The following is a 24,354-nucleotide window of genomic DNA, read 5'->3' on the forward strand; positions in this document are numbered from 1 at the left end:
CACTAATTTCATTATTATATGCTGTATGGTTGGTTTATGCAATACTCTAATACATCATTCGACAGCTTTTGAAATTTATGACCATTTTCATGAAAAACTTTTTTATAAATCACCATTGAGCTATAATAAAAGAATTGGAATCTTTTACTTGGTTAGGAGCGGATCAAATGCTTCAGCACAACATCAACGAAGAAGAAATCAAACAAACAGCCGAACAGCTCAAAGAACTTCTTCCTGCAACAGATGAAAACAAACAACTCATCAAAAAAGCATTGATTACTTATAGACAGGACAGTGTATATCGTCTCAAGCAAGAATCTGATACGGAATGGTCAGCTTATGTACATGATGTCGTGGCAGCAAGAGTCCACCTTCATGTGCTGTTTCCTGTGAGAAGCAGCTGCTCATGTCCGGCGGATGGACTTTGTAAACACATTCTCGCTGTCTTCTTTTCGCTATACGCTCAAGTAGAGAGTGTGACCGGATTTACAGAAAATTGGTCAGAAAAGGATGAATTACAACGCAGCAAAGAATTGATTCGCCAGCACTTCCAAGTGAAGCGCCCAGACGAACAATCACTCCAAAGCTGGCTGAATTTTTTCCAAGAGGAATTTAACCTCTGGCTGAAACGGACACCAAAGCACCAGCAAACACCGCAGCATTTGTATTACGGCTATTTATCAATCCTAAAAAAACACGCACCTCATTCACCTGAATTCAAGAGTTTGTATGCGATTCATACCTCAATCGATGTGTGGTTAAGGATTCATCAATTGATCGACCTCGACCGGCTTGATGCCGAGAAGGATTTTTATTCCATGAATCCATATGTAGAACAGCTCATGAACACCATTTTCGATTCAGTGGATCACTTGAAGACATACGCCCTTTCCTTTTCCCTCGATCCGTTTCTTGAAAACACACCAACTGCCGTTCGGGCACTTCTTCAAATAAACGGACCTTTCCAGCATGAACGAGTAGCGGTCTTTATGGAGATTTGGGGGACCATATTAAATAGAGGGAAATGGGTTAAAAAAGAAACAGAATTACTGAAGAACGCTCAGCAGCAAGAACAAACGGTTGAACGTACCATCGGGCTGATGCACATGGATTATTTACAGAAAGAAGACGAAAGCCTCTTTCAGCAATTACAGCTGCTCAATGCAGATATGCTGCCAAATGTGCTCAATTGGCTGAAGGATCTCACAAACCGCAAGGACTGGAAGCGGCTCAAGCTCTGGTATCATGAGATCACCTATATTTTAGAGGAATATTGCCAGCTCGACCTTTCCTATAGAGAACTGCGAGGAGCCGTCAGTGATTTCTTCTTTTATTTAGACGCATACTTTAAGCAGACGAAGGATCATCATTTATATGAACGCTACCTCCAAATCTGCATGCCCTATGCGTTTACTGAATATAGTCAGCTATTATATGCACAGCAGCGTTATGCAGAATGGATTGAGATTCACAGCCTTGTTGGTTTCTCCATCAGTGAACTGGAGAAGGATCTGATCAAACAAATTGCAAAAGAGGAGCCTGAAGCGCTCATTCCATCGTACCACCGTGAAATCTCACTGCTTCTCGATCAAAAGAATCGAAGTGCTTATCGAGAATCTGTGAAAATGCTAAAAAAACTACGCACGCTTTATCATAAAACGAAAAAAACCGCGATTTGGGAAAGATATGTCAAGCAGCTGCAGGATTCAACGAAACGGCTGCGTGCGTTCCAAGAGGAAATGAAGAAAGGAAAATTAATTGATGACACGCCATAAACAAATTGTCATTCATGCAGAACAAACAGAAGATTTCTCTTTCACCATTTCAGCGCAAGCAGAGGACGGACACCCTGTTCCACTTAATGAAATGAAGAGGCAGCTTTTCCAATGGCACGAATCGTCTTTTTACGGAACATTTTTAGAAGATGTGAGCTTTATTGGCACACCTGCCTTCCTGTTAAGCCCTTGGATGACCGTTGAATTACTAGGAAAAAATTCATTTAATACCTTTAGTCATGTGACATTAACGGATGAAACGGAACCACTGATGAAGACAGCCTCCACCATTTACGAATTCATCGAGGACGAAGATTTCGTTCCCGATTACGAGGCGTGGACAGAAGGTGTGCTTCGGTTTAAAGACAAAGAAGGACTATTAGATGGCTATACGGCTAATTGGTTCTCCTTTGCCGTACAGGATTACATTCAATATGATGATGCCTTGCAGCACAAATGGAACCGCATGACAGCACAATCGCCTGCGCTCTCATCCTTCCAAGGACACTTTTTAGATGAGCAGGATTTCTTGGAGACGATTGGCTGGATTGATGACGAGACGCCTTTCACTGTCGGCTTGCGCTTAAATGAACCGGATTTCGACGGAGATGATTGGAAAATCGAATTGTTTTTGCGTGATAAGAAAAACAGCGACCTTCACTTTTTTGAGGGTATCCGTTCATTGAAAAGGTCTTGGCATCCGTATCAAGATAAAATCTCAAGAGAGCTGGAGCGATTCAGTCAAATTGTACCTTGGCTCTCTTTCACATCTGGCACCACGCTCATGTCAGAAGACGAAGCATGGCTCTTCCTGTCTGAAGCAAGTGAAACACTTGTGAATATGGGCATTGAGATCCTGCTCCCATCGTGGTGGCAAATCGTCAAAGAAAGCACCATGATGCTAAAAGCAAGGATTTCCTCTACCCCGCGAGGCGAGTCGCATGTCGGAATGGATGCCTTGATGGACTTTAATTGGCGCTTTGCTACAAACGGCATCGAGCTGACAGAAGATGAGTTCAACGAGCTTGTCCAAAGTAAACGGCGCCTTGTCAACATTCGAGGGCAATGGATCAAAATCGATCCAACCTTCATCCAGCAAATGAAAAAATGGATGGAGCGCGCCGAAAATGAAGGGCTGCACATGTCTGATATTTTGTCACGCGAGCTGGCAGATCAAGAAGCATCCTCTGAATCGATACCAGAACTGCTAGACAGCTCAGCATTTGCACATATTCAATTTGAACTTTCGTCTCAATTAAGAGGACTTGTCCATCAGTTAAATGATACGCATGAGCTGCCTTCCTACGAAATGAGTGAGTCCTTCAAAGGCACACTAAGGCCGTATCAGCAGCATGGTGTCAACTGGCTGTTATTTTTAAGATCTCATGGATTCGGGGCTTGTTTAGCAGATGATATGGGCCTTGGAAAAACGATTCAAATGATTGCGTATTTCACATATCTGAAAGAGCAGAAGCAAAATGCCGCTCCATCTCTCATCATTGCGCCGACCTCTGTTTTAGGAAACTGGCAGCGAGAGCTTGAAACCTTCGCACCACATTTGAATGTCGCTCTGCATTACGGGCCATCGCGCCCTCAAGGGGAACACTTTACAAAGGCATACGAGTCAACAGATATTGTCCTGACGTCTTATGGACTCTCACATTCTGATCGTGATGAATTAACGTCAGCAAAGTGGGATACGATTTGTTTAGACGAAGCCCAAAACATCAAAAACGCCCATACGAAACAATCGAGAGCGATCAGACAGCTCAAAGGGCAGCATCACATTGCCCTTAGCGGGACACCTATGGAAAACCGTTTGACAGAGCTTTGGTCCATTTTCGACTTCGTCAACAAAGGATATCTCGGCAGCCTGACGAGCTTTCATAAGAAGTTCGTCCTGCCGATTGAAAAAGACCGTGATGAAAAAAGAATTGAACAGCTGCAGCAGCTGATAAAGCCCTTCCTATTAAGAAGAACAAAGCAAGATGAAGAGGTCGCCCTGAACCTGCCTGAGAAACTCGAAGAAAAAGAATTCATTCCGCTATCCGCTGAGCAGGCTTCTTTATATGAACAGCTCGTGAAGGATACATTCGAACACATGGCTTCGTTAACAGGAATGCAGCGGAAAGCCATTATTTTAAGTATGCTCGGCAGACTCAAACAGATTTGCGATCACCCGGCTCTCTATTTAAAAGAGAGTGGAACAGATGTGAAACTGCTGAAACGTTCATTAAAAATGGATAAACTCGCAGAGCTGTTAAAAGCAATACATGAGCAAGGAGAAAGCTGCCTCATCTTTACGCAGTATATTGGAATGGGGAACATGATCAAGCAGCTGGCGGAAAAGATGTTTGGAGAACCAGTTCAATTTTTAAATGGCAGTCTGTCAAAACAGGAGCGGGATAAAATGGTGGATCGCTTCCAGAAGAAAGAATTCAACATCTTAATTCTCTCTTTAAAAGCAGGAGGAACAGGACTTAACCTAACTGCCGCAAACCATGTCATTCACTACGACAGATGGTGGAATCCTGCTGTGGAAAACCAAGCGACAGACCGTGCTTATCGGATCGGACAAAAACGATTTGTTCACGTCCATAAGATGATCACAACGGGCACGATTGAGGAAAAAATCGATCAAATGCTCGAAACAAAACAAACGTTAAATGATCAAATTATCCAAAGTGAAAGTTGGATTACTGAGCTATCGACGAACGAACTAGAAGATTTATTCACATTAAGTGCGGCCGCTCAATCATCTTAATCCCAGCAAAAAGAGGACTTTTCTCAAACATGATGAAAAGTCCTCTTTTTTCATTTCATATGAACATAGGTTAAATGTGCAGCTTTTTCAATGCAGATTTCACGTTCATATACGTATTCAATTCACGGAAGTCCTCTCTCATTTCTCCCATTTTCATCGCAAGATTCGGTTTAATTCCTGTCACAATGAGTTCAGTACCAGTCATTAAAATTAAATCGTTCAGCTTAAAAATTGCATCTGCCACAAATGAATCCACTTCTAATAAACCAGACAGATCGACAATAAAATAATCGTCCTTGGATTGAGAGATATAGGTGGAGACTGTTGAGATAATTTTATGAAATCTTGGCGCTGTTAACGTACCAATGATCGGTAACACAGAAATACCATCTTTCACAGGAACAATTGGAACAGAAATATTCAGCACTTCATCAATCGATTGCTCAAGAAGCTCCTGCTGTTCCTTCTCTTTCGTGACATCTTTTTGCAGACCAACGAAATAAAGACGTTTTCCTTCATTTTCGTCAATCCAAAGAGGAGCCACACTTAGCTCATTCCAAAACATCTGTCCAGATTTTTTATAATTTTTCAGCTGAACAGTGACAGCTTCTTTGTTCTCAATAGCTGTTCTAATTTGATTGAGAGCGATTTGCTCGGTTTCATTTCCTTGAAGGAAACGACAATTTTTCCCCAATACCTCGGGTTCTTGATAGCCTGTCATATCTAAAAAGCCCTTGTTCACATATATTAAAGGATTATCAGGTAAAGACGGGTCCGTCACCGTCAGGCCAACCTGAGTATAATCTAAGGCTTCCTTGATTAAATGCAGATTTTCGGACTTATAAGATTCCAGCGCCATTCGTTTACTCTCCTTAATTTCTTACAAGCGGGTTATGTTCATAATTAAATTATATGATGTTCCACATCAGGTGTAAATAGAAGTAGTTCTGAATTCCTCTTTTGTAGAATGCGCTTTATCCTATGTGATTTATACAACGACATCCGATTCATCTATTTCAAAAGGTGTCGAATCATATGCGCCACACCATGTTCATCATTTGTTAACGTGACATGATCAGCGATTTCCTTCATATCCTGTCTCGCATTGCCCATCGCAACCCCAACACCAGCTGCTAGAAGCATCGATTCGTCATTTAAACTGTCTCCTACAGCCGCTGTCTGGCTTAAAGGAATACCAAGTCGTTCTGCCAGCCTTGTTAATGCCTGCCCTTTAGATGCTTCCTTTGAACCAATTTCAAAGTTATGATCGGCTGAACTAACCATTGTGACATCTGAATCATCACCAAACATATCCCATCCTGCCTTCAATCTGTCTTCAAAGAAAGAGAAACCTAAGATATTGTAGAATGAAAGCTTTCGATCCTCACGGAACAATTCTTTATATGTATCAATATAAGAAAAACCTGACTGACTGTATTGAACTTCTGCCGCTTGTTTTAAAATATTTCGATCCGTTTTTGGATTAGCACTTTTTAAGCGGTCCATTTCAATCGCAAGAAGCTCTCTGCCGCGATTCGGTGTGAAAATGGCTTCGTTTGTAAAAACTTCATAATAATAGTCACGTTCTTCAAGCCATGACAATATATGTTTGGCCTTTTCTTCGTGTAAAATAGCTGAATGGTACACTTGTCCAGCCGGATCATGAATCACAGCTCCATTGGCACTAATCACCCATGTATTCATACCAAGCTGATCAAAAATAGACCTCACATCAAAATACGCTCTTCCTGTTGAAACGACAACTTCCATTCCATTCGCCGCTGCTTCCTTTAATGCCTGCTCATTTTCCCGACTCACTTTGTGTTCACTGTTCAATAAAGTTCCGTCTAAATCCGTTGCGATCAATTGAATGTTTGTCATCGTTCTCTCCTTTTTGTCTCCATTTTCGGCTATCATACTGCTGATAAAATCCATCATCATTATGAAATGAGTATCCACTATTTGCAAGAGGTGATCGGTTTATCAGTGAATAAAAGGGTACCCGGCCACGCTACATGACCGGATACACACAAGGGGATTTACAGGGGACACATGACCTATACAAAGAAGCTATAGTTCTATTACGCAGTGTTCTTATGCACAAGGCAGCGTCTATCAGCTTTAGCTAGAGGGGGGCTGTCAGATGCTAGACGTTACCTTTTGTTTCAAACCGTACCTCCTTTCCTTTCAACTGCCCTTAGTCTACTGAGAAAGGTCGTATGTGACAAAACATGAAAATGACAAAATGATCTCTCAAATTCTCTATTTCCTCTTTAATTTCTGTTTTTTACCGCTTGAGTATAAAACATCATCTTGTTTTGTTTGATGAAAAACTTATTTTTCATAAATTGATAAAAAACGTCTGAATGAATCCAATTACTAGAAGGCATGTGAATATAATCAGCACCGTCCCACGCAAACCAATAAAAACAAAGCTGTCCGTCATGAATTGACAATTGAAATTCAAAGCAGTCCATTTGATCCTCGGTGACGTATTGAAACGTGAGTGACTCGCCTTCTTCCATGTACACATCACAAAATGAAAGAATGTCTCCCCACGAATAAACGCGCATTGTGCTCTTTGCCTTCTCCTCGCCAATATGTATGTTTCGCAATTGATAGGACTCCATAAAACATCTCCTTTCACTCATATGCAGCTCGTTCTAAGCAGGCAGCGGTTTCATTTATAAAGATGTTGTATGCTATAATAATACTTACGAATAATGAACGCTTGTGAGGTGATAAATATGAAAACCTTTAGGCTGATTGATTTAAAAATCGAACTTGATCCAAAGCAAGATAAAATGTCCAGCATTCCCCTTCGTGACGGTTTAATCATTAATAAAGAAGATGGTGAAAATCACTGGATGATCGAGGCACTCATTCCAAAGAAACATAGACAGGTGTTTGAGGTGCTTTTTCAACAGCACACTGAAGTGAAGATTCTTGTGACAATCACAAAAGAAAACAACCGCCCTGTTCATCTATCTGTCCAAGTCAAAAACATTGTTGCTTTAGAAGAAAACATTTCTGTGCTGCTCGATGGTAAAATGATTACAAACCGTTACAGAACAGAAACCGAAGAAGTACTAAAAGACCTCGTCAAAGAGGGGCTTTCCGGAGAAAAACTGCTGGATGCATTTAAACAAAACACATAAAAAAGAGCGGGATTAGCCGCTCTTTTTCTATTGCACATCTTTCGATTGGCTTTGATTTTTCAATAGATCTCTAATTTCAGTTAGTAAAACTTCCGTTTGATCCGGCGTTTCTACAACCTCTTCTTCCTCTACCTTTTTCCGTTTTAATTTATTCAAATAACGAATAAAGATAAAAATGGAAAACGAGATAATCAAGAAATCAATCACTGTTTGAATGAAGCTCCCATATAAAATTTGAGCAGATCCGATCTTAATAGATAGACTGCTAAAATCATGTCCCCCAATAATAATACCGACGAGCGGCATGATCAAATCATTCACAAGAGAAGTGACAATTTTGCCAAATGCTCCCCCAATGATGACACCTACAGCCAAGTCAATGACATTTCCCTTGACTGCAAATTCTCTAAATTCTTTCAGCATCTTTTATCACCTTCATCTTTTTTTGTCTAATATGACGTTTTTTTGTCAAAAATGCAAGTCCTGATCCGTTCAGGCTGGTCGTTTCCATATAAAAAGCGATTCATCCTTGATGAACCGCCAGGCAAATCATGATACTTTAGGACCGATAGAAAATGTTAGTTCTGCTTCACATGCAACTTCGCCATCTACTGTAGCTACTGCTTTTCCTTTTGCAACCGGACCTCGGAGACGCGTCACTTCTACCTCTAAACGAAGCTGATCGCCAGGCTTCACCTGTCTTTTGAAACGGCAGCCGTCAATTCCTGCAAACAAACCAATTTTCCCTTTGTTTTCTTCTTTACCTAACATAATCACCCCAAACACCTGTGCAAGTGCTTCTACAATAAGCACACCCGGCATGACTGGGTATCCTGGGAAATGACCATTAAAAAATTCTTCGTTCACTGTGACATTTTTAATCCCAACCGCTCTTTTCTCTCCCTCAACCTCTAAAATACGGTCGACCAATAAGAATGGATAACGGTGTGGAATAATGTCTTGAATTTGCTGAGCATCAAGCATATCTTGATCTCTCCTTTTTTCTATATCGATGATCTTCATTTGATTCCTATAGAAGTATATTATGAATGCTCGTATTTTTCAACGTCCGCTCTGCATATATGGTAAAAAATAGAATATATCATTACCTATTGTCATCAAATATAATCCACACTACACTCATTGTTTTTTCACAAATATGGTAATATATATTACATCATTGATTGAATAAGAGGGTAAAAATGAATTTTATGAGTGATAAATCCATTAAAAAACTTCTCCATTCGTGGTATACAATGCTGAAGCATCGACATTTTTCGAAGGCTGAAGAAATCAAAACAACTCTATTAAAGCATAAACGTAAAATATCAAAAAAACAGGAACTCTATTTACATTATCAGCTGATGCTTTTTCGCCATCAGCTCTGGATGAATCAGACAGAGGACCTAGAAAAAATCAAACATGAACTGATGCAGCACAAAGATGATATGAACGAAGAACTGGCCTATTACTTTTACTTCTTTCTAGGGCTCTACGAAGCTTTAAACAGCGATCAAAATGATGCGATCTACTATCTCGAAAAGGCGGAAGAACGCCTGTCATTCCTTAACGATGAGCTGGAGGAAGCAGAGTTCCATTTCCGAACAAGTGGTGTTTATTATAACAACCGCTATTCGTTGTTATCAATTCGTCATGTTCAAAAAGCCATGGATATCTTTGCAAAGCATGGGGATGATCATAGCCTCTATCGTTGTAAAATTGTGCTCGGCCTTAATTATAGCGATCAAAAAAAATATGAGGAAGCAGAAGCTATTTTTATTGAGATCATCGAATACGTGAAAATCATTGATGATCAAGAATTGCTCGGTATCGTTTATTATGACGCTGGCTTTATTCAGTCGAGACAAAATCGTCACAAGAAAGCGCTGGAATACTTTAAAAAAGCACTTCGTCTCCCAGCATACCGGAAGTCCGCACACTCCTATATATCGTGCCTCTACGAAACGGTGCGTTCTTGTTATAAAGAAAATTTAACCGATGAAGGAATGAAGTATATTCAAAAAGGATTAAAAGAAGCCGTTGTTTCTCAGTTTGATATTTTAAGAATCAAGTTCCAAATCTTATTTCTTCTCTACAGCCAAACGCCAAAGGCAGATGAGCAGATCGCAAGGCTCGTCACATGTCTTGAACGAAAAGAAGCTTGGATTGATCTTGAGGATCTGCTTGCCGATGTCTCAGATTTTTATAAAAAAAAGGGCGACTTTGAGCGAGCCGCCTTTTTTATCATGAGAGGCTGATGTCAACCTGCTCATTATCGAATTGTATTCACTAATCCAAGCATCTGATCACCCATCGTAATCGTTCTTGAGTTCATCTGATAGGAGCGCTGTGTTGTCATGAGATCTGTTAATTCTTTAGACATGTCCACATTCGACGTTTCAAGTGCACCTTGCTGAAGTTGAATCGCTTGGCGGTTTGCTCCATTTAGTGCCGTTAATGCACCTTGATAAGTACCGTCAACTGAGAACAAATTATCTCCTTCAGAGACAAGTGCTGAAGAGTTATTGACTTGTACAACACCTAGATTCACTTGCTGATTCGGTTGATTATCTCTTGAAATGGCTGTCAGACGTCCATTTTTATCAATTGAAATATCACGGAAATTCGCATTTAAGACGATTTCATTTCCGTTTTCATCAAGAATCGGATGGCCTTCGCTAGTGACAAGCTGCACTTGATTACGATTATTGCCTGGCTGTAAGTAAAGAGAACCATCTCTTGTATAACGGATATTACCGCCGACATTGACCTGCATATACTGAGATGGCGCTCCAAATGCAACATCAAGATCACGGCCTGTTTCTTTAATCGAGCCTTGCAGCGAGTTAATGGACGCATTGACCATCGTACCCGTACCAAGCCTTAGTCCATCAGGTGTCAGACGACTGTTTGCCACCTGCGCATTTTTTTCATCCACCTGGTTGAACTGTTGTCTGATCAGCTCTGAGAAACGGGTATTTTTCGCACGGTACCCTGTTGTTTCACTGTTCGCGATGTTATTACTGATAATATCAAGCTGCTTTTGCACTTCGTTCATTGATACAGCTGCATTGATCATCGTTCTAAGCATGAGAATCCTCCTTTCTTTGTCATTTCTTGATTAGTACACTCTGCCAATTTCATTTACTGCTTTTTCTAAGCTTTTATCATACGCCTGAACCACTTTTTGGTTTGTTTCAAATGCTCGATAGGCGGTTGTCATTTCTGTATATGATTTTGTCACATCCACGTTCGACAGCTCCGATACACCTTGACTTAACGTATAGGACATTTGACCGTTATTGACTGCGCTTGGCAGGGGCTGGTTATCAGCTGTACGGTATAAATCATTTCCTTCTCTCGCTAAGTTCCTTGTATCCATCGCAACACGTACATCAATTTGCCCGAGATTTTGTCCATTTTCACTCACAGTTCCATCTGCGTTCACTTTGAAATTCTCACTCTGAACCGTGATTGGCTGACCTGTCACAGAAAGAAGGGCACGCCCATTGATAGTCAACTGATTTTGTGCGTTCATTGTAATTGAGCTGCTTTTCGTATAACGAACGCCTTCTGGGGTATTGACCGCATAAAAGAGCGCTGATTTCTGATTGGTCTCCGGATTGATCGGCACATTATTTTCGACTAGTGCTACATCCGTTGTTTGATCTGTTGTTTTTAAAGTTCCTTGTGTAAATTGAGGGATTAGTTCCTGCATATATGTTCCCGTATTAATGCCGCCAATCGGCGTTTGCTGCGGAACACTAAAACCTTTTCCTGAGGAAGTTTGAAAACGTCCTGACTCCATTCGGCTTAGCAGCATTTCTGGAAATGCCCGCATGGTCCCCTCATCCGCTTTATATCCTGGCGTATTCGCATTTGCGATATTATTTGAAAGCATTTCTGTCCGCCGCTCTTGAGCGATCATGGCAGATGTTGCGGTGTATAGTCCTTTTAACACGTGCTCACCTCATTAAAATTCTTTCACATGACCTAAACACAATCTTCTATGAAATATATCGGCATATTTGCAGGGTTCTTTAATAAAAATCCCCCATTCTTTCGAAAAAGAATGAGGGACATCATTAGCTGAGTTTACGCTTTGGCAGCTTGTCCATATTATCAAGCATGACGCCAGTACCAACAGCTACACAATCCATCGGATTCTCGGCAACGAAAACTGGTACTTTCAGCTCTTCTGCAAGCAATTGATCAAGCCCGTTTAGAAGAGCTCCGCCACCTGTAATGATGACGCCGCGATCAATAATATCAGCTGATAATTCAGGCGGTGTTCTCTCAAGAACTTGCTTCGCAGCCTGAACAATCGCAGATACAGATTCACGCAATGCTTCTTCTACTTCTTTGCTTGTGACGGTAATCGTTCTTGGTAATCCTGTCACCATGTCTCGTCCACGAATTGAAATCTCTTCGTGACGTGCGTCTGGGAATACCGTTGCAACTTGGATCTTAATATCCTCAGCCGTGCGTTCACCGATCAACAGCTTGTACTCTTTTTTAATGTAGTTGAGAATTTCCAGATCAAATTTGTCTCCAGCCATTTTAATAGAAGAGGCGGTTACAATGTCACCCATTGAGATGACAGCGATATCTGTCGTTCCGCCTCCAATATCTACGACCATGTTTCCACTTGGCTGAAAAATATCCATACCAGCACCAATAGCTGCTACTTTTGGCTCTTCTTCAAGAAATACATGCTTACCGCCGCTTTTTTCAGCAGCTTCTTTGATCGCCTTCTGCTCAACAGATGTAATGTTTGTCGGGCAGCAGATGAGCATACGCGGCTTAGAGAACAGCCCTTTCACATTTAATGAATTAATAAAATGCTTGAGCATCGCTTCAGTTACTTCAAAATCAGCGATTACGCCATCTTTTAATGGACGAATCGCAACAATATTCCCAGGCGTACGTCCAACCATACGTCTAGCCTCTTCTCCAACAGCCAAAACTTTCCCGCTGTTTTTGTCAAGAGCTACAACAGATGGTTCATTTAACACAATTCCTTTTCCTTTGACATGAATCAGTACATTGGCAGTACCAAGATCAATTCCAATATCCCTAGCAAACATCTATATATATCCTCCTTGAAAATCTGTTTCCATAGCAAATACCACATTCTGCCCTAATTATATATTCTATCATAATTTGCAGAAAAAAAGATATTTCTTTACAAAAGTCTTTACAAAATTTGTGGTTAGAAACTACCGATATGAGGAAGATATATATGTCATGTTTATGAACAAAGAACTAAGCTTACTGTTTCACAGGCTCGCCTTCTAAAATTTCTTCTTTTTTATACTTTAATTTAGTGGCTTCTCCTCCTCGCAAGTGGCGGATTGATTTATGATAATCCAGTATCTCCTTCACTTCATTAGCCAGATCTGGATTAATTTCTGGCAGTCTTTCTGTTAGATCCTTGTGTACAGTACTTTTAGAGACTCCAAATTCTTTCGCAATTACACGAACGGTTTTCTTTGTCTCCACGATATACTTTCCTATCTTGATTGTTCGCTCTTTGATGTAATCGTGCACACCACTCGACCTCCCTAAAATGGATGTGAGAAGTGTGAAATGAGATCCGTATCAATATTATCCATTTTCAGGGGCGCTTGTTCGTCTTAATTTCTCATCCATTAGGTAGTAAATGCCAAACACGATCCCTCACCTCAAACACTCTCTTTGTCAGGTTTGTAACAGTGTATTAGCATTGCATAGGGAATATGCTAAAAATGAAGATGGGACAAGGGATTTATCAGAAAATGCAATCATTTCGAGTGGCGAAAATTTTCACTTTACAAGAATGGGTCGAGCACGTAAAATAGGAAAGGTGATTTTATTTACCTAGCTAAATATTTAAAAAAAGGTGAGCATATGGATACGTTAAATAGAGAGTGTTTACATCAAATACACCAAAGCGCCAGGTTGCTGTCTAAAAAGGCGAACGAAGCGCTTGTTGCTTATGACTTGTACATGTCCCAATGGACTGTACTTTTTTGTTTGGATACATTCGGCCCGAAAACCCAAAAAGACATTTGGACATATTTGAACGTCGAAGCCCCAACCATTACCCGAACCGTAACCCGTCTAGAAGCTAATGGCTGGGTGAAACGTGTACAAGGAAAAGACAAACGTGAAAATCTGATCGTGATGACAGATGATGCTAAGGCCCGATTTGAAGAAATCAAACGTACGATGGAACAATTTGAAGAAGAATGTCTTTCAGATTTCACCCACGAAGAAAAACAACTCCTCCATACACTTTTACACAAATTATCAACTGAATAGGAAGTGACATACATCATGAACGAACGCATTTGGACAAGAGACTTTATCATGATTGTCCTGGTGAATTTATTTACGTTCACCTCTTTTTATGCCCTTTTGACCTTGCTGCCTATTTACACAATGGATGAACTAAATGGAACAGAATCACAGGGTGGCCTTCTTGTGACGGTTTTCTTATTGTCTGCTATTGTGACAAGACCGTTTTCTGGAGCCATTATTGAGAAATTCGGCAAAAAACGGATGGCGATTTTCTCGTCAACGGCATTTGCCTTACTCACTTATTTATACATTCCGATTGATCAATTCCATACGCTTCTCATGCTGCGTTTCGTGCAGGGCATCTTTTTTAGCATTTTGACGACAGTAGCCAGTGCCATTGCGGCAGATATGATCCCGAAACATAAACGCGGGGAAGGACTCGGCTACTTTGTCATGTCCATGAACCTTGCTGTGGTTATCGGTCCATTTATTGCATTGAATCAAGTAGGAAAAGTAGGATTCCATTCCTTATTCCTTCTCTTTTCCATTATCGTTACCATCGGTGCCGCTTTTACGATGCTGATCAGGCAGCCAGAGCTTGAAGATGGGGGTAGTGTCGTCTTTCGATTTACTTTTTCCCACCTGTTTGAAAAAGGTGCATTAAAAACAGCGGCAGTCGGCATCATTATTTCCTTCTGTTATTCGCCGATCATTTCATTTATTTCAGTCTATGCCAATTCCCTTCACTTGATGGGGGCAAGCAGTTATTTCTTTATTGTGTTTGCGGCAGCCATGCTTGGATCACGTCCTTTTACAGGCAGACTTTTTGACCGAGTAGGACCTCACATTGTGATCTATCCTTCGATCGCTCTTTTTGCGATTGGTTTATGGATGCTGACAGCTACACATTCAGCTACAATGCTTCTTTTATCAGGTGGTGTCATTGGACTTGGCTATGGATCGCTAGTACCATGTTTACAAACACTTGCCATTCAGCACTCACCAGCTCACCGTACAGGCTATGCGACGGCTACTTTCTTCACTTTATATGATACGGGGATTGCTGCTGGCTCATTTGTATTTGGTCTTCTTGTCAGCTTCACCGACTTTTCAAATGTATATCTCATTGCAGGTATTGTTGTCTTGCTCAGTATGATTGTTTTTTATTGGAGCGAACGAAAGCCCCAAGAAGCAAAAGCACAGAAGGTCTCCCTATCAGAATAGGATACTATTTTAAACTTCATCGGAAACATGCTAAAATATAGGATATTTCAAATAGACGATTATTTGAAAAATAGTTGGCATTAAGCGAAGGTATAGGTGATGTTTTGAATTACGAATTGTTTAAAGTCATACACGGGATGGCTCATCATTCTGAGTTTTTAGATCAGGCCATGATTTTCATTACGAAAAAGGCCATTCTTGTGTATGCCCTTGTCTTATTGATTTGCTGGTTTTTAGGTAATCACAAATTTAAGAAGCATGTCTTCTTTTCGGGTGTAACGGGTATCGCGGCACTTATCGTCAATTTTGCGATTACACTGTTTCATTATGAGGAGCGGCCGTTTGTGGCGCATAAAGTCGACACACTCATTCCGCACTCAGCAGACGCTTCCTTCCCAAGTGACCATACAACAGGTGCACTGGCTCTTTCACTTGCCATTCGATCTCGTAATAAAAAGCTTGGCAACATCTTGCTCGTCTTTGGATTACTCACAGGATTCTCCCGCATCTGGGTCGGTCACCATTATCCATTAGATGTCTTAGGCAGCTTAGTCGTATCGATCGTGGTTGTCTTTATCATGAATAAATTATGGAAGTTCTTTGACTCTCCAATTGACCGCATTGTCACTTTCTATGAGACAATTGTAGGGAAAATATTCAGAAGGAAGCAAAAGGATCAGGGCTCTGACCTGTCTAACTCTTAAGCGGCTTGCGATAATGTGATGAAGAATCTTCTTCCACTTATCGCGCCGCTTTTTTTATTGGCTGTCCTCCTCTGACCTTGTTCGAAAAATAAAGACTGACACCGATGCCGGTAAGGGAAATCATGATCAACGTCCAGCCTAACTGCTCAAAATGAGGACCAGCAATTTCATCCCCAAACAGCATACCGAGGACAGCAGACGACAGAATGGAACCAAGGTAACGGCATGTTTGAAAAAGCCCAGAGGACGTGCCAATCATATGCTGAGGACTTGCCTTGAGCATCGCAGCTTGCAGCGCAACATTCCCAATCCCGTAACTCAGTCCAAGCAGCGCTAGAACCACCCCTTTTCCCCATAATGGTGCCGGAATAAAAAAGAAGGTCATCGCAGACGCTCCAGCCAGCATCAATACCGCACTGGCTAATACTGGATGACGTTCATCCCCGCGATCCACCCACTTTCCTGTTAGCGGCGACACAATGATGCTCACCCCAGACATGCACAGCATAAAAAGACCCGTCATTTCCACACGCCAGCCTAATTCATCCTGGAAATAGCTCGGCAAACCAAAGAAAAGACAATAGAAAAATATATTTAAAATGATAAATTGCACATACACAAGTGACAGCCGCTGCTCCTGTCTGAACATTCGAATTTGAATAAACGGTTCATCCACCTGATACTCCCACCAGATAAAAGCGCCTGCACTCACGAGACAAAGAATCCCCTGTACATATTGAATCCCATCACCTAGTGATAATAAAAACGAAAGCAGAAGGACAATACAAACTGTAAAAAGAAGCATCCCTGGCAAATCGAGCTTCCGTACCGTTTCACCTATACGAAGCTTTCTCTTTTTCTGCTCCTTTGGAAACAAAGTTAGTCCAAGAAAGAAGCTGATCAAAATAAAAGGCAGGTTCACTAAAAAGATAGCCGGCCAGCCGCCGATTGTCATCAAAAAGCCGCCAAGCGTCGGTCCAAGTGCCGTCATCGCCGAAGCAAAAATGGACAATACCGCTAACGCCGAAGCCTGCTTTTCCTGAATATGATCCCGAATGAGTCCGACACCAGAAGGATAAATGGCACTGCTCCCAATCGCCTGCAGCAGCCGGATCACAATCAGCACTGCAAACGTTGGGGCAAACGGCGCACAGATGGCTGACACCGCCACAAGACCTAGCCCGAATAAAAATAATGTTCTCCGGCTCATCACATGATCCCCAATCCGGCCGCTCACCGGCTGCGTCACCGCACTTGCTAAATAAAAAGACGAAATAAGCCAAGATACAGTCGTAAATGACAAACCGAATTCATGCTGAATTTGATGCAAGGCCAAAGAAATCATCGAGGAATTCAGTGGATTTAACATCGTTCCAAAGGCAATAGCAGTTAAAAAAACCTTTCGGCTGTCTCTCCACTTGTTCATACACCGACCCCCTTTTTGTGATCTGGCATGTTTTTTGCCAATCCTTCCGTTATTATGAGATTCATTTCCCTTTTTTACCCTAATCAATTCAAGTTCTCTCTCGGAAAAGCAAGACATACATTTTAAAAAGGGCGAGTGTTGGAAAAACACATATAAAATTGAGAATATGAGGAACAAATGGTAAGATGCTACACATATTTAAAAGCCTACTTTCTCCTTATATGGAGAACGGCTGAAAAGGAGGAGAAGCTTATTATTAAAAAAAGACGGTTTTGGGTCCCAGCCCTTTTCTCGGTTGCAGTATTACTTCTGTCTTCGTGTGGTTCAAATGAAACAAATGGGAACGGAGATAAACGTAATTCTACAGCGAAAGGGTCGCCAATTTTGGAGGATGGAAAATTTATATTTGCAGCATCAGGTGAATTTCACCCGTTTAGTTACATGGATGGAAATCAGATGTCAGGCTTTGATATCGATGTAGGCAATGCGATTAGTGACAAACTAGGCCTCGAGCCTATACAGAAAAAATATAAATTCGCAGGCATCGTCGAAGGTGTGAAAGCAGGAAAATTTGATGCGGCAGTTGCAAGTCATACCATCAATGAGGAACGAAAAAAACACGTCCTTTTATCTAAGCCCTATTACTACTCTGGTCCGCAAATTTTCACAAGACCTGGAGCAGACATTCAACATGCTGATGACTTAAAAGACAAAGAAATCGCTGTATCAAAAGGCTCGTCCTACGCTGATATTGCAAAGGAACATAGCGGGCAGGAACCAAAATATTACGACAGTGATGTAGTCGCTTTAGAAGCACTGGCCAACGGAAAACACGATGCAGTCGTGACGGATTTCGCCACAGGTGCAGAAGCCATGAAGAAAAAATTAAAAATCGAAGCGCAGGAAAGACTCGGACAAAGCGAGCAGGCAATCGCTGTATCAAAAGAAAATAAACAGCTCATAGAAGAGATCAACGATGCGATTGACGCACTAAAAAAAGACGGAACATTAAGACAAATTAGCGAGAAATACTTTGACGAAGACATCACGGTCAAACAAAATTAAAACCACGATTGTGCGCCTTTCTTAGGCGCACTTTCTTCAAATGGAGATGATTGTTTTGCCTACTCTATCACATTTTTTTCAGACGCTGATTGATTCTAGAGGTATTTTTTTAGAAGGAATGCTGCTCACCTTACAGCTCACTGTGATCAGCATCTTCATCGGCATGTTCATCGGACTCTTCTTTGCTTTATTGAAAATATCACGCGTGGCTGTCTTCGGTTATATCGCCAACGCCTATATCTTCCTTGTACGCGGAACACCACTGATTGTTCAAATTTTCATCCTATATTTTGGACTGACCGAATTAAATATCCCCGACTTCTGGGCTGCTTCCATTGCGCTCGCCTTTCATAATGGAGCATATATAGCAGAAATATTCAGAGGCGCCATCCAATCGATCGATCAGGGGCAAAAAGAGGCAGGACGCTCTCTTGGCATGGGACGTTTCCTAACAATGAGACGCATCATTCTCCCGCAAGCAATGCGGCGCGCACTCCCCCCTCTTGGCAACCAGTTCATTATCGGCTTAAAAGATTCATCACTCGCCGCCTTTATCAGCGTCAATGAACTATTTAACGTCGCCACGACCCAAGGCTCCAACAGCTTTGACAATATGACCTATTTACTTGTTGTAGCCGTCTATTACTTAGTTCTTGTCCTGCTGTTAACATTCGCTGTCCAAACCTTTGAGAAGAAACTATCGGTCAGTGACCATTAGGAGGAGAAGCATGACAGAATCAAAGGAACTCATTCGTGTTGAAAAACTCAATAAATACTTCGGAGAGCTGCATGTTTTAAAGGATATCGATCTCACCGTTTTTGAAAATGATGTGGTCGTCTTAATTGGTGCCAGTGGCTCTGGAAAAAGCACCCTGCTCCGCTGTATGAACTTTTTAGAAATAAAAAATGATGGCCAGATCATCATTGATGGGAATCCAGTACATCCAAAACGAGATCAATTAAACGAGATGAGGCAAAAAATAGGCATGGTGTTTCAGCATTTTAATCTCTTCCCGCATAAAACTGTGCTTGAAAACATCATCGAAGCGCCTGTCATGGTGAGAAAAACAAAAAAGGCTCAAGCTGTATCAGAAGCCAACGTCCTGTTGGAAAAGGTCGGACTTGCGGATAAGGCCAACGTATATCCTTCTAAATTATCAGGTGGTCAAAAGCAGCGTGTGGCCATTGCAAGAGCTCTCGCCATGAAGCCAGATGTCATGTTATTTGACGAACCTACGTCGGCCCTCGATCCAGAGCTTGTAGGCGAGGTACTGCAAACAATGAAAAGTCTCGCAAAAGAAGGCATGACGATGGTCATTGTCACACATGAAATGGGCTTTGCGAAAGAAGTCGCCGATCGTGTCGTCTATATGCACGAAGGCCGCATCGTCGAAGAAGGCATCCCATCAGAATTGTTCGATTCTCCTCAAGAGGAACGAACCAAGCTGTTTCTCAGCTCCATTTTATAGGTCAAACGCCCTTTATCTTTGGTGCTCAATGCACGTTTTTTCTCTTTTTTTACGAACTTTTCATCCATTTATATTGAATATAACCAAAAACTATGTAAGATTAACTTACACGGTTATGTTATATATGACTTTTCTCTCTATAATGAAGAATTAAGAAATCAATTAATTCTGAATGATTCAGGGGGAATGCAGCATGCAAATGGGTGATACAGTATTTATGTTCTTCTGCGCACTACTCGTGTGGTTAATGACACCGGGTTTAGCCTTATTCTACGGAGGACTCGTGAGAAGTAAAAACGTCTTAAGCACAACCATGCACAGCTTAACTTCACTAGCAATCGTCTCCATCGTATGGATCATGTTTGGCTATTCCTTGGCTTTTGCGCCAGGCAATGCATGGATCGGAGGCTTAGACTGGATTGGACTAAAAGGCGTTGGCTTTGAACCTGGTTCCTACAGTGAGACCATTCCACATTCATTGTTCATGATGTTCCAAATGACCTTTGCCGTCTTAACAACAGCCATCATCTCAGGTGCCTTTGCTGAACGAATTCGCTACTCAGCGGTCGTCGTGTTTACACTCCTTTGGGTCACATTTGTATACGCGCCAGTCGCACACTGGGTATGGGGCGGCGGTTGGATTGGCGAAATGGGTGCACTTGACTTCGCTGGAGGAAACGTGGTTCACATTTCATCTGGTGTTGCGGGTCTAGTCGTGGCGATTGTGCTCGGGAAGCGTAAAGAAGCAGCAAACTCTTCTCCTCATAATTTGATCTACACCCTTCTTGGCGGAGCTGTCATTTGGTTTGGATGGTTTGGCTTTAACGTTGGAAGTGCCCTTACATTAGACAGTGTCGCGATGTATGCCTTTATTAACACTAATACAGCTGCTGCTGCAGGAATCATCGGCTGGCTGTTAGTCGAGTGGATGATCAACAAAAAGCCGACCATGCTCGGCGCGATTTCTGGAGCCATCGCAGGTCTTGTCGCGATTACACCTGCCGCAGGTTTTGTCACCCCATTTGCTTCTATTATCATCGGAATCATCGGCGGGATCGTGTGTTTCTGGGGAGTCTTCTCACTCAAAGCCAAATTTGGCTATGATGATGCACTGGATGCATTCGGGCTTCACGGAATTGGCGGGACTTGGGGAGGTATTGCAACTGGACTTTTCGCAACAACCTCTGTCAATGACGGCGGAGCCAATGGCTTATTTTACGGAGATGCCAGCTTACTTTGGAAGCAAGTAGTCGCTATTGTTGCCACCTACGCCTTTGTAGCCGTTGTGACATACGTGATCATCAAAGTGGTCAATCTCTTCTTCAAGCTTCGTGCAACCGAAGAAGAAGAATCAGTGGGCCTTGATTTAACCATGCACGGTGAAAAAGCCTATCAAGATTAAAGAAAAAGGGGTGTCTCGATGAGCAAAATGTATAAAGTGGAGATTGTCACACGTCCAGCCAATTTTGAAACATTAAAGGTGGAGCTTGGAAAGATTGGTGTCACCTCAATTACCTTTTCGAATGTGCACGGCTGCGGCCTACAAAAGGGACATACAGAGCTATACCGCGGCGTCAAAAAGGAAAGCAATGTGTACGAACGATTAAAGATTGAAATCGTCCTAAGCAAAGTACCTGTCGAACTGGTCGTAGAAACAGCTCAAAAGGTACTTCGTACAGGCGAACCAGGGGATGGGAAAATTTTTATATATGAGATAGAAAATACAATCAACATTCGGACAGGTGAAGAAGGACCTGCCGCCCTATAAACCATCCTCCGCCAAGTGCGGGGGATTTTTTTAAGACAGAAAAAAACCTCTGCATAATTCATACACAGAGGTTGCAAGGCTTTAAGATTGTTTTGTTTCTTCAGATTGACTGCTGTCTTTAGAGGAATCAGAAGACTTTTCTTGATCAGAGGATTTCCCCTTCTCATCAGACTTTTCTTCAGATTTTTCTCCAGCAGGCTCTTTGGCCTTATCTTCACCAGCAGGTTCCTTCGTTTTTTCATCAGCTTTTGGCTGAGCAGGTTCTTTTGCTTCTTCCGTCACTTCTTGCGCGGCCTTTTCAATAGTCGAAACAGGCTTGTCAATGAAGCTAAGTGGATTAAGCGCTAAACCTTCCATACGAATTTCAAAATGCACATGGTTGCCGCTTTCAGCACCATAAAGATTTTTACCAGAAGCACCGATGACATCATTCTGCTTAACTTCATCGCCTTCTTTGACACTCACTTGTGACAACGATTGATAAACAGTCGATAATCCATCTTCATGTTCAATTTCAACGACGTGACCGAGAACTGGATCTTTTTTCGCTTGAACCACTGTTCCACTAAGAGCAGCTGTGACATCAAACACTTTGCCATCTTTATCTGCAAGATCAATACCTTTGCTCAAGGTATAGGTGTTATTATAGTTTACAAGTGCTGCTTCTTTTTCTTTTTGATCAGCATCTGCTTCATAGAACTTTTTCACGACAGAAACATTATCAGAATTCTGGACCGGCATTGCAACATTTTCAATTGGCTTTCCAACTTCAACGGCATCATCACGCTGTTCTTGCCCTGTTTGATTTCCATCAGATAGTTGGTCTTTCACATCTTTTGATACAGCTTGGTACCAAAGAACGGCTGTTAACACGACCGCTGCGCTGACCAAGTAAATAGCAGGGAATACCCAGCGCTTACGGAAAAATTGCTGAACTTTTGTGATTTTGGAAGTACGTTTCTTTTCTTCCTCTCTCATTTTTCATCACCTCAGCAACATTCTGAACACTTTTCAAAAAATATATACACACGAAATCATTTTTCTTTTTATTTTGCGCAATCGCACCAATAATATGTATGATGAATGAAAAAAAGATGGGGGACTTTATTGTGAAAACTTTCAACCGCATAGCAACAGAAGATGATCTCAAAGCGATCGTTGATATTTACAATTCAACCATTGCTTCAAGAGAAGTAACCGCCGACACAGAACCAGTTTCAGTTGAAGACCGCCGGCAATGGTTTTTGAATCATTCAGAGAAAAGACCTCTCTATGTGAAAACAGATGAGGATGGACATATCTACGGCTGGCTCAGCTTTGAAACGTTTTACGGAAGACCTGCATACAACGGGACCGTTGAAATGAGTATTTACTTAAACCAAGACGATCGAGGGAAAGGCTTAGGGTCACTTTTCTTACAAGAGGCCATTGAGTTGGCACCTTCATTAGGCATTCGAACGTTACTTGCCTTTATTTTCGGGCACAACGAAGCCAGCATTCAATTATTTAAAAAGCACGGCTTTGAGACATGGGGTCACCTGCCACGTATCGCAGAAATGGACGGCAGCAGGTACGATTTAGATATTCTAGGAAAAGAATTATAAAACGAGCGTCTCTCCAACAAAGAGACGCTTTTTTATGAAGCATGTAACAGCTGTTCAAACTGTTTCGCATTTTGAAGAGATTTTCTTTGCAGGATGATGCCATGTTCATCCATCAGAATCGCTTGCGGAACAACAGTTACCCCATACAGCTCCATGATTTGCGAAGAGCGCACATACACAGCTTGATCAGGCAGCAATTGAAGAAGCGATGCATCATCTCCTTGTTCATCTCCATTGATCAAAATGAATTGAGTATCGTCGCTAGAGATGTGCTGCTTCATATCAGACAAAATGCTTTTGCATGTCATACAAGTAGAGTTCACAAATAACAGCATCACGGCTCTTCCGCTCTGCAAATATTCCTTTAAAATGACCTTATCCCCTAAATGTGTATAGCTTCGAAATAACGGCGCCGCATCACCAACATCCGCTTCCTTTAATTCAATCCCATCAAGAGTTTTGATTTTATTCATAAATTTTCCGATAAAGCGGGCAAGCAAAAACACCACAGCCAGCTGAGCAATGACAATGAATAACACAATAATCAGTAGAATATCTGTCATTTCACTTGGTCTCCTTCTATAAATGATTCAAATTGATTCCACTTTCTTTTGAACATCATGATGTCTTTTCCCACCGCTATAATGAAACAGACAGCCACTGCAATCAGAAAACAAATAATGTGAAATTGCCATGGAATTGTTTCTACATAGGGATGCACATAAAACAAGCCAATCACAAGAGCCAGCATCGACACATTACGAATCACAATTCCCCAGTGAAGACGGTCATTTTCAAGTAAACCTCCACAGCCGCATGAAATGTTACGATGTCCTCTCAATAAATTGAAAGTGACCGCTCCAGTATAGGTACATAAAAGTGCTGTAAGACCAATCGCAGGTACAAGAGACATGTTCCATACGAACAATAGACCAGTACAAGCCAATTCAATAGTCAAAAACAAATAAAACATTGGCGCCGTGAGCGCAGAAGGCAGCAGCCGATAAGCATTCATCTGTTGCATATGCGCCGTTTGTTTTCTCACTTTATCAAGCCATGCACCTGCAAAGATGATTCCTAAGAAATAGACACCTATAAAATAAAAGACACTCACC

26 protein-coding genes are annotated in these 24,354 nt (G+C 41.7%); 13 read left to right on the forward strand and 13 right to left on the reverse strand.

The features are described 5' to 3' along the window. Positions 1–167: 167 nt before the first annotated feature. The gene (locus C6344_RS12325; RefSeq protein WP_060597465.1) at positions 168–1,775 is read left to right on the forward strand and encodes an SWIM zinc finger family protein; all 1,608 of its coding nucleotides are present in this window, start codon (positions 168–170) and stop codon (positions 1,773–1,775) included. Continuing rightward, entirely contained in the window at positions 1,762–4,539 is a 2,778-nt protein-coding gene (locus tag C6344_RS12330; RefSeq protein ID WP_060597466.1) for a DEAD/DEAH box helicase, read from the forward strand. Before C6344_RS12325 ends, C6344_RS12330 begins: the two co-directional genes overlap by 14 nt. A 70-nt stretch (positions 4,540–4,609) precedes the next feature. On the opposite strand, the gene ytvA is transcribed toward C6344_RS12330, so the two are convergent. The 3 genes from ytvA to C6344_RS12345 all read right to left on the reverse strand — a co-directional run bounded on the left by ytvA (position 4,610) and on the right by C6344_RS12345 (position 7,169). Further along, positions 4,610–5,398, reverse strand: coding sequence for a YtvA family blue-light photoreceptor (gene ytvA, locus C6344_RS12335; RefSeq protein ID WP_034660232.1), 789 nt, complete (start codon positions 5,396–5,398; stop codon positions 4,610–4,612). A 152-nt stretch (positions 5,399–5,550) separates the two neighbouring features. Further along, positions 5,551–6,411: a Cof-type HAD-IIB family hydrolase gene (locus C6344_RS12340; protein ID WP_212039387.1), complete on the reverse strand. Its 861-nt coding sequence runs from the start codon at positions 6,409–6,411 to the stop codon at positions 5,551–5,553. Between the two features lie 401 nt (positions 6,412–6,812). Beyond that, positions 6,813–7,169: a hypothetical protein gene (locus C6344_RS12345; RefSeq protein WP_060597468.1), complete on the reverse strand. Its 357-nt coding sequence runs from the start codon at positions 7,167–7,169 to the stop codon at positions 6,813–6,815. A gap of 117 nt (positions 7,170–7,286) precedes the next feature. On the opposite strand from C6344_RS12345, the gene C6344_RS12350 reads away from it, so the two are divergent. Further along, complete coding sequence (locus C6344_RS12350; RefSeq protein WP_003215215.1) at positions 7,287–7,697, forward strand: YwpF-like family protein; 411 nt, start codon at positions 7,287–7,289, stop codon at positions 7,695–7,697. 27 nt (positions 7,698–7,724) lie between these two features. Here the strand turns inward: C6344_RS12350 and mscL are convergent, their stop codons facing one another. Together mscL and fabZ are read right to left on the reverse strand one after the other, a co-directional pair. Beyond that, positions 7,725–8,120 carry a large conductance mechanosensitive channel protein MscL gene (gene mscL, locus C6344_RS12355; protein WP_034660234.1) on the reverse strand — a complete coding sequence of 132 codons (396 nt, stop codon included), beginning with the start codon at positions 8,118–8,120 and terminating at the stop codon, positions 7,725–7,727. 126 nt (positions 8,121–8,246) lie between these two features. Next, entirely contained in the window at positions 8,247–8,681 is a 435-nt protein-coding gene (fabZ, locus tag C6344_RS12360) for a 3-hydroxyacyl-ACP dehydratase FabZ (RefSeq protein ID WP_012011512.1), read from the reverse strand. A 218-nt stretch (positions 8,682–8,899) separates the two neighbouring features. Here fabZ and C6344_RS12365 point away from each other — a divergent pair, with 218 nt between their 5' ends. Then, positions 8,900–9,955 carry a tetratricopeptide repeat protein gene (locus tag C6344_RS12365; protein ID WP_060597469.1) on the forward strand — a complete coding sequence of 352 codons (1,056 nt, stop codon included), beginning with the start codon at positions 8,900–8,902 and terminating at the stop codon, positions 9,953–9,955. A gap of 14 nt (positions 9,956–9,969) precedes the next feature. Here C6344_RS12365 and C6344_RS12370 read toward each other — a convergent pair whose 3' ends face one another. The 4 genes from C6344_RS12370 to spoIIID all read right to left on the reverse strand — a co-directional run bounded on the left by C6344_RS12370 (position 9,970) and on the right by spoIIID (position 13,247). Then, the gene (locus C6344_RS12370) at positions 9,970–10,788 is read right to left on the reverse strand and encodes a flagellar hook-basal body protein (RefSeq protein ID WP_003215031.1); all 819 of its coding nucleotides are present in this window, start codon (positions 10,786–10,788) and stop codon (positions 9,970–9,972) included. Between the two features lie 30 nt (positions 10,789–10,818). Next, on the reverse strand, positions 10,819–11,658 hold the full coding sequence (locus C6344_RS12375; RefSeq protein ID WP_003215293.1) for a flagellar hook-basal body protein: 840 nt from the start codon (positions 11,656–11,658) through the stop codon (positions 10,819–10,821). A 124-nt stretch (positions 11,659–11,782) separates the two neighbouring features. Continuing rightward, positions 11,783–12,784, reverse strand: a complete 1,002-nt coding sequence (mbl, locus tag C6344_RS12380) for a cell shape-determining protein Mbl (RefSeq protein ID WP_012011515.1) — start codon at positions 12,782–12,784, stop codon at positions 11,783–11,785. 184 nt (positions 12,785–12,968) lie between these two features. Continuing rightward, on the reverse strand, positions 12,969–13,247 hold the full coding sequence (gene spoIIID / locus C6344_RS12385) for a sporulation transcriptional regulator SpoIIID (protein WP_008343327.1): 279 nt from the start codon (positions 13,245–13,247) through the stop codon (positions 12,969–12,971). 339 nt (positions 13,248–13,586) lie between these two features. Here spoIIID and C6344_RS12390 point away from each other — a divergent pair, with 339 nt between their 5' ends. The 3 genes from C6344_RS12390 to C6344_RS12400 all read left to right on the forward strand — a co-directional run bounded on the left by C6344_RS12390 (position 13,587) and on the right by C6344_RS12400 (position 15,907). Next, positions 13,587–14,000: a MarR family winged helix-turn-helix transcriptional regulator gene (locus tag C6344_RS12390; protein ID WP_060597470.1), complete on the forward strand. Its 414-nt coding sequence runs from the start codon at positions 13,587–13,589 to the stop codon at positions 13,998–14,000. A 15-nt stretch (positions 14,001–14,015) separates the two neighbouring features. Then, on the forward strand, positions 14,016–15,203 hold the full coding sequence (locus C6344_RS12395) for an MFS transporter (protein WP_060597471.1): 1,188 nt from the start codon (positions 14,016–14,018) through the stop codon (positions 15,201–15,203). Positions 15,204–15,307: 104 nt separating this feature from the next. Next, complete coding sequence (locus C6344_RS12400; RefSeq protein ID WP_034660243.1) at positions 15,308–15,907, forward strand: undecaprenyl-diphosphatase; 600 nt, start codon at positions 15,308–15,310, stop codon at positions 15,905–15,907. A gap of 37 nt (positions 15,908–15,944) precedes the next feature. Here C6344_RS12400 and C6344_RS12405 read toward each other — a convergent pair whose 3' ends face one another. Further along, on the reverse strand, positions 15,945–17,333 hold the full coding sequence (locus C6344_RS12405) for an MFS transporter (RefSeq protein ID WP_034660246.1): 1,389 nt from the start codon (positions 17,331–17,333) through the stop codon (positions 15,945–15,947). A 177-nt stretch (positions 17,334–17,510) separates the two neighbouring features. Between C6344_RS12405 and C6344_RS12410 the strand changes: the two genes are divergently transcribed. The 5 genes from C6344_RS12410 (at position 17,511) to C6344_RS12435 (ending at position 21,635) form a co-directional block, all read left to right on the forward strand. After that, entirely contained in the window at positions 17,511–18,398 is an 888-nt protein-coding gene (locus C6344_RS12410) for a transporter substrate-binding domain-containing protein (protein WP_066031628.1), read from the forward strand. Positions 18,399–18,438: 40 nt separating this feature from the next. After that, a complete protein-coding gene (locus C6344_RS12415) occupies positions 18,439–19,116 on the forward strand; it encodes an amino acid ABC transporter permease (protein WP_078061638.1) in 678 nt (225 codons plus the stop codon). Positions 19,117–19,126: 10 nt separating this feature from the next. Continuing rightward, complete coding sequence (locus tag C6344_RS12420; RefSeq protein ID WP_066031627.1) at positions 19,127–19,867, forward strand: amino acid ABC transporter ATP-binding protein; 741 nt, start codon at positions 19,127–19,129, stop codon at positions 19,865–19,867. Between the two features lie 193 nt (positions 19,868–20,060). Continuing rightward, complete coding sequence (locus C6344_RS12430) at positions 20,061–21,269, forward strand: ammonium transporter (protein ID WP_066031626.1); 1,209 nt, start codon at positions 20,061–20,063, stop codon at positions 21,267–21,269. 18 nt (positions 21,270–21,287) lie between these two features. Continuing rightward, positions 21,288–21,635 carry a P-II family nitrogen regulator gene (locus tag C6344_RS12435; RefSeq protein ID WP_034660252.1) on the forward strand — a complete coding sequence of 116 codons (348 nt, stop codon included), beginning with the start codon at positions 21,288–21,290 and terminating at the stop codon, positions 21,633–21,635. 81 nt (positions 21,636–21,716) lie between these two features. On the opposite strand, the gene spoIIQ is transcribed toward C6344_RS12435, so the two are convergent. Then, positions 21,717–22,613, reverse strand: coding sequence for a stage II sporulation protein SpoIIQ (gene spoIIQ / locus C6344_RS12440; protein ID WP_060597475.1), 897 nt, complete (start codon positions 22,611–22,613; stop codon positions 21,717–21,719). Positions 22,614–22,729: 116 nt separating this feature from the next. On the opposite strand from spoIIQ, the gene C6344_RS12445 reads away from it, so the two are divergent. Beyond that, positions 22,730–23,239 carry a GNAT family N-acetyltransferase gene (locus tag C6344_RS12445; RefSeq protein WP_060597476.1) on the forward strand — a complete coding sequence of 170 codons (510 nt, stop codon included), beginning with the start codon at positions 22,730–22,732 and terminating at the stop codon, positions 23,237–23,239. 32 nt (positions 23,240–23,271) lie between these two features. Here the strand turns inward: C6344_RS12445 and C6344_RS12450 are convergent, their stop codons facing one another. Together C6344_RS12450 and C6344_RS12455 are read right to left on the reverse strand one after the other, a co-directional pair. Continuing rightward, positions 23,272–23,802, reverse strand: a complete 531-nt coding sequence (locus C6344_RS12450) for a TlpA family protein disulfide reductase (RefSeq protein WP_060597477.1) — start codon at positions 23,800–23,802, stop codon at positions 23,272–23,274. Next, on the reverse strand, positions 23,799–24,353 hold the full coding sequence (locus C6344_RS12455; RefSeq protein ID WP_060597478.1) for a MauE/DoxX family redox-associated membrane protein: 555 nt from the start codon (positions 24,351–24,353) through the stop codon (positions 23,799–23,801). The genes C6344_RS12450 and C6344_RS12455 overlap by 4 nt, the downstream gene beginning before the upstream one ends. Between the last annotated feature and the right edge of the window lies 1 nt (position 24,354).

It is taken from the genome of Bacillus sp. GBSW19 (assembly GCF_002998655.1).
Classification (GTDB): Bacteria; Bacillota; Bacilli; order Bacillales; family Bacillaceae; genus Bacillus.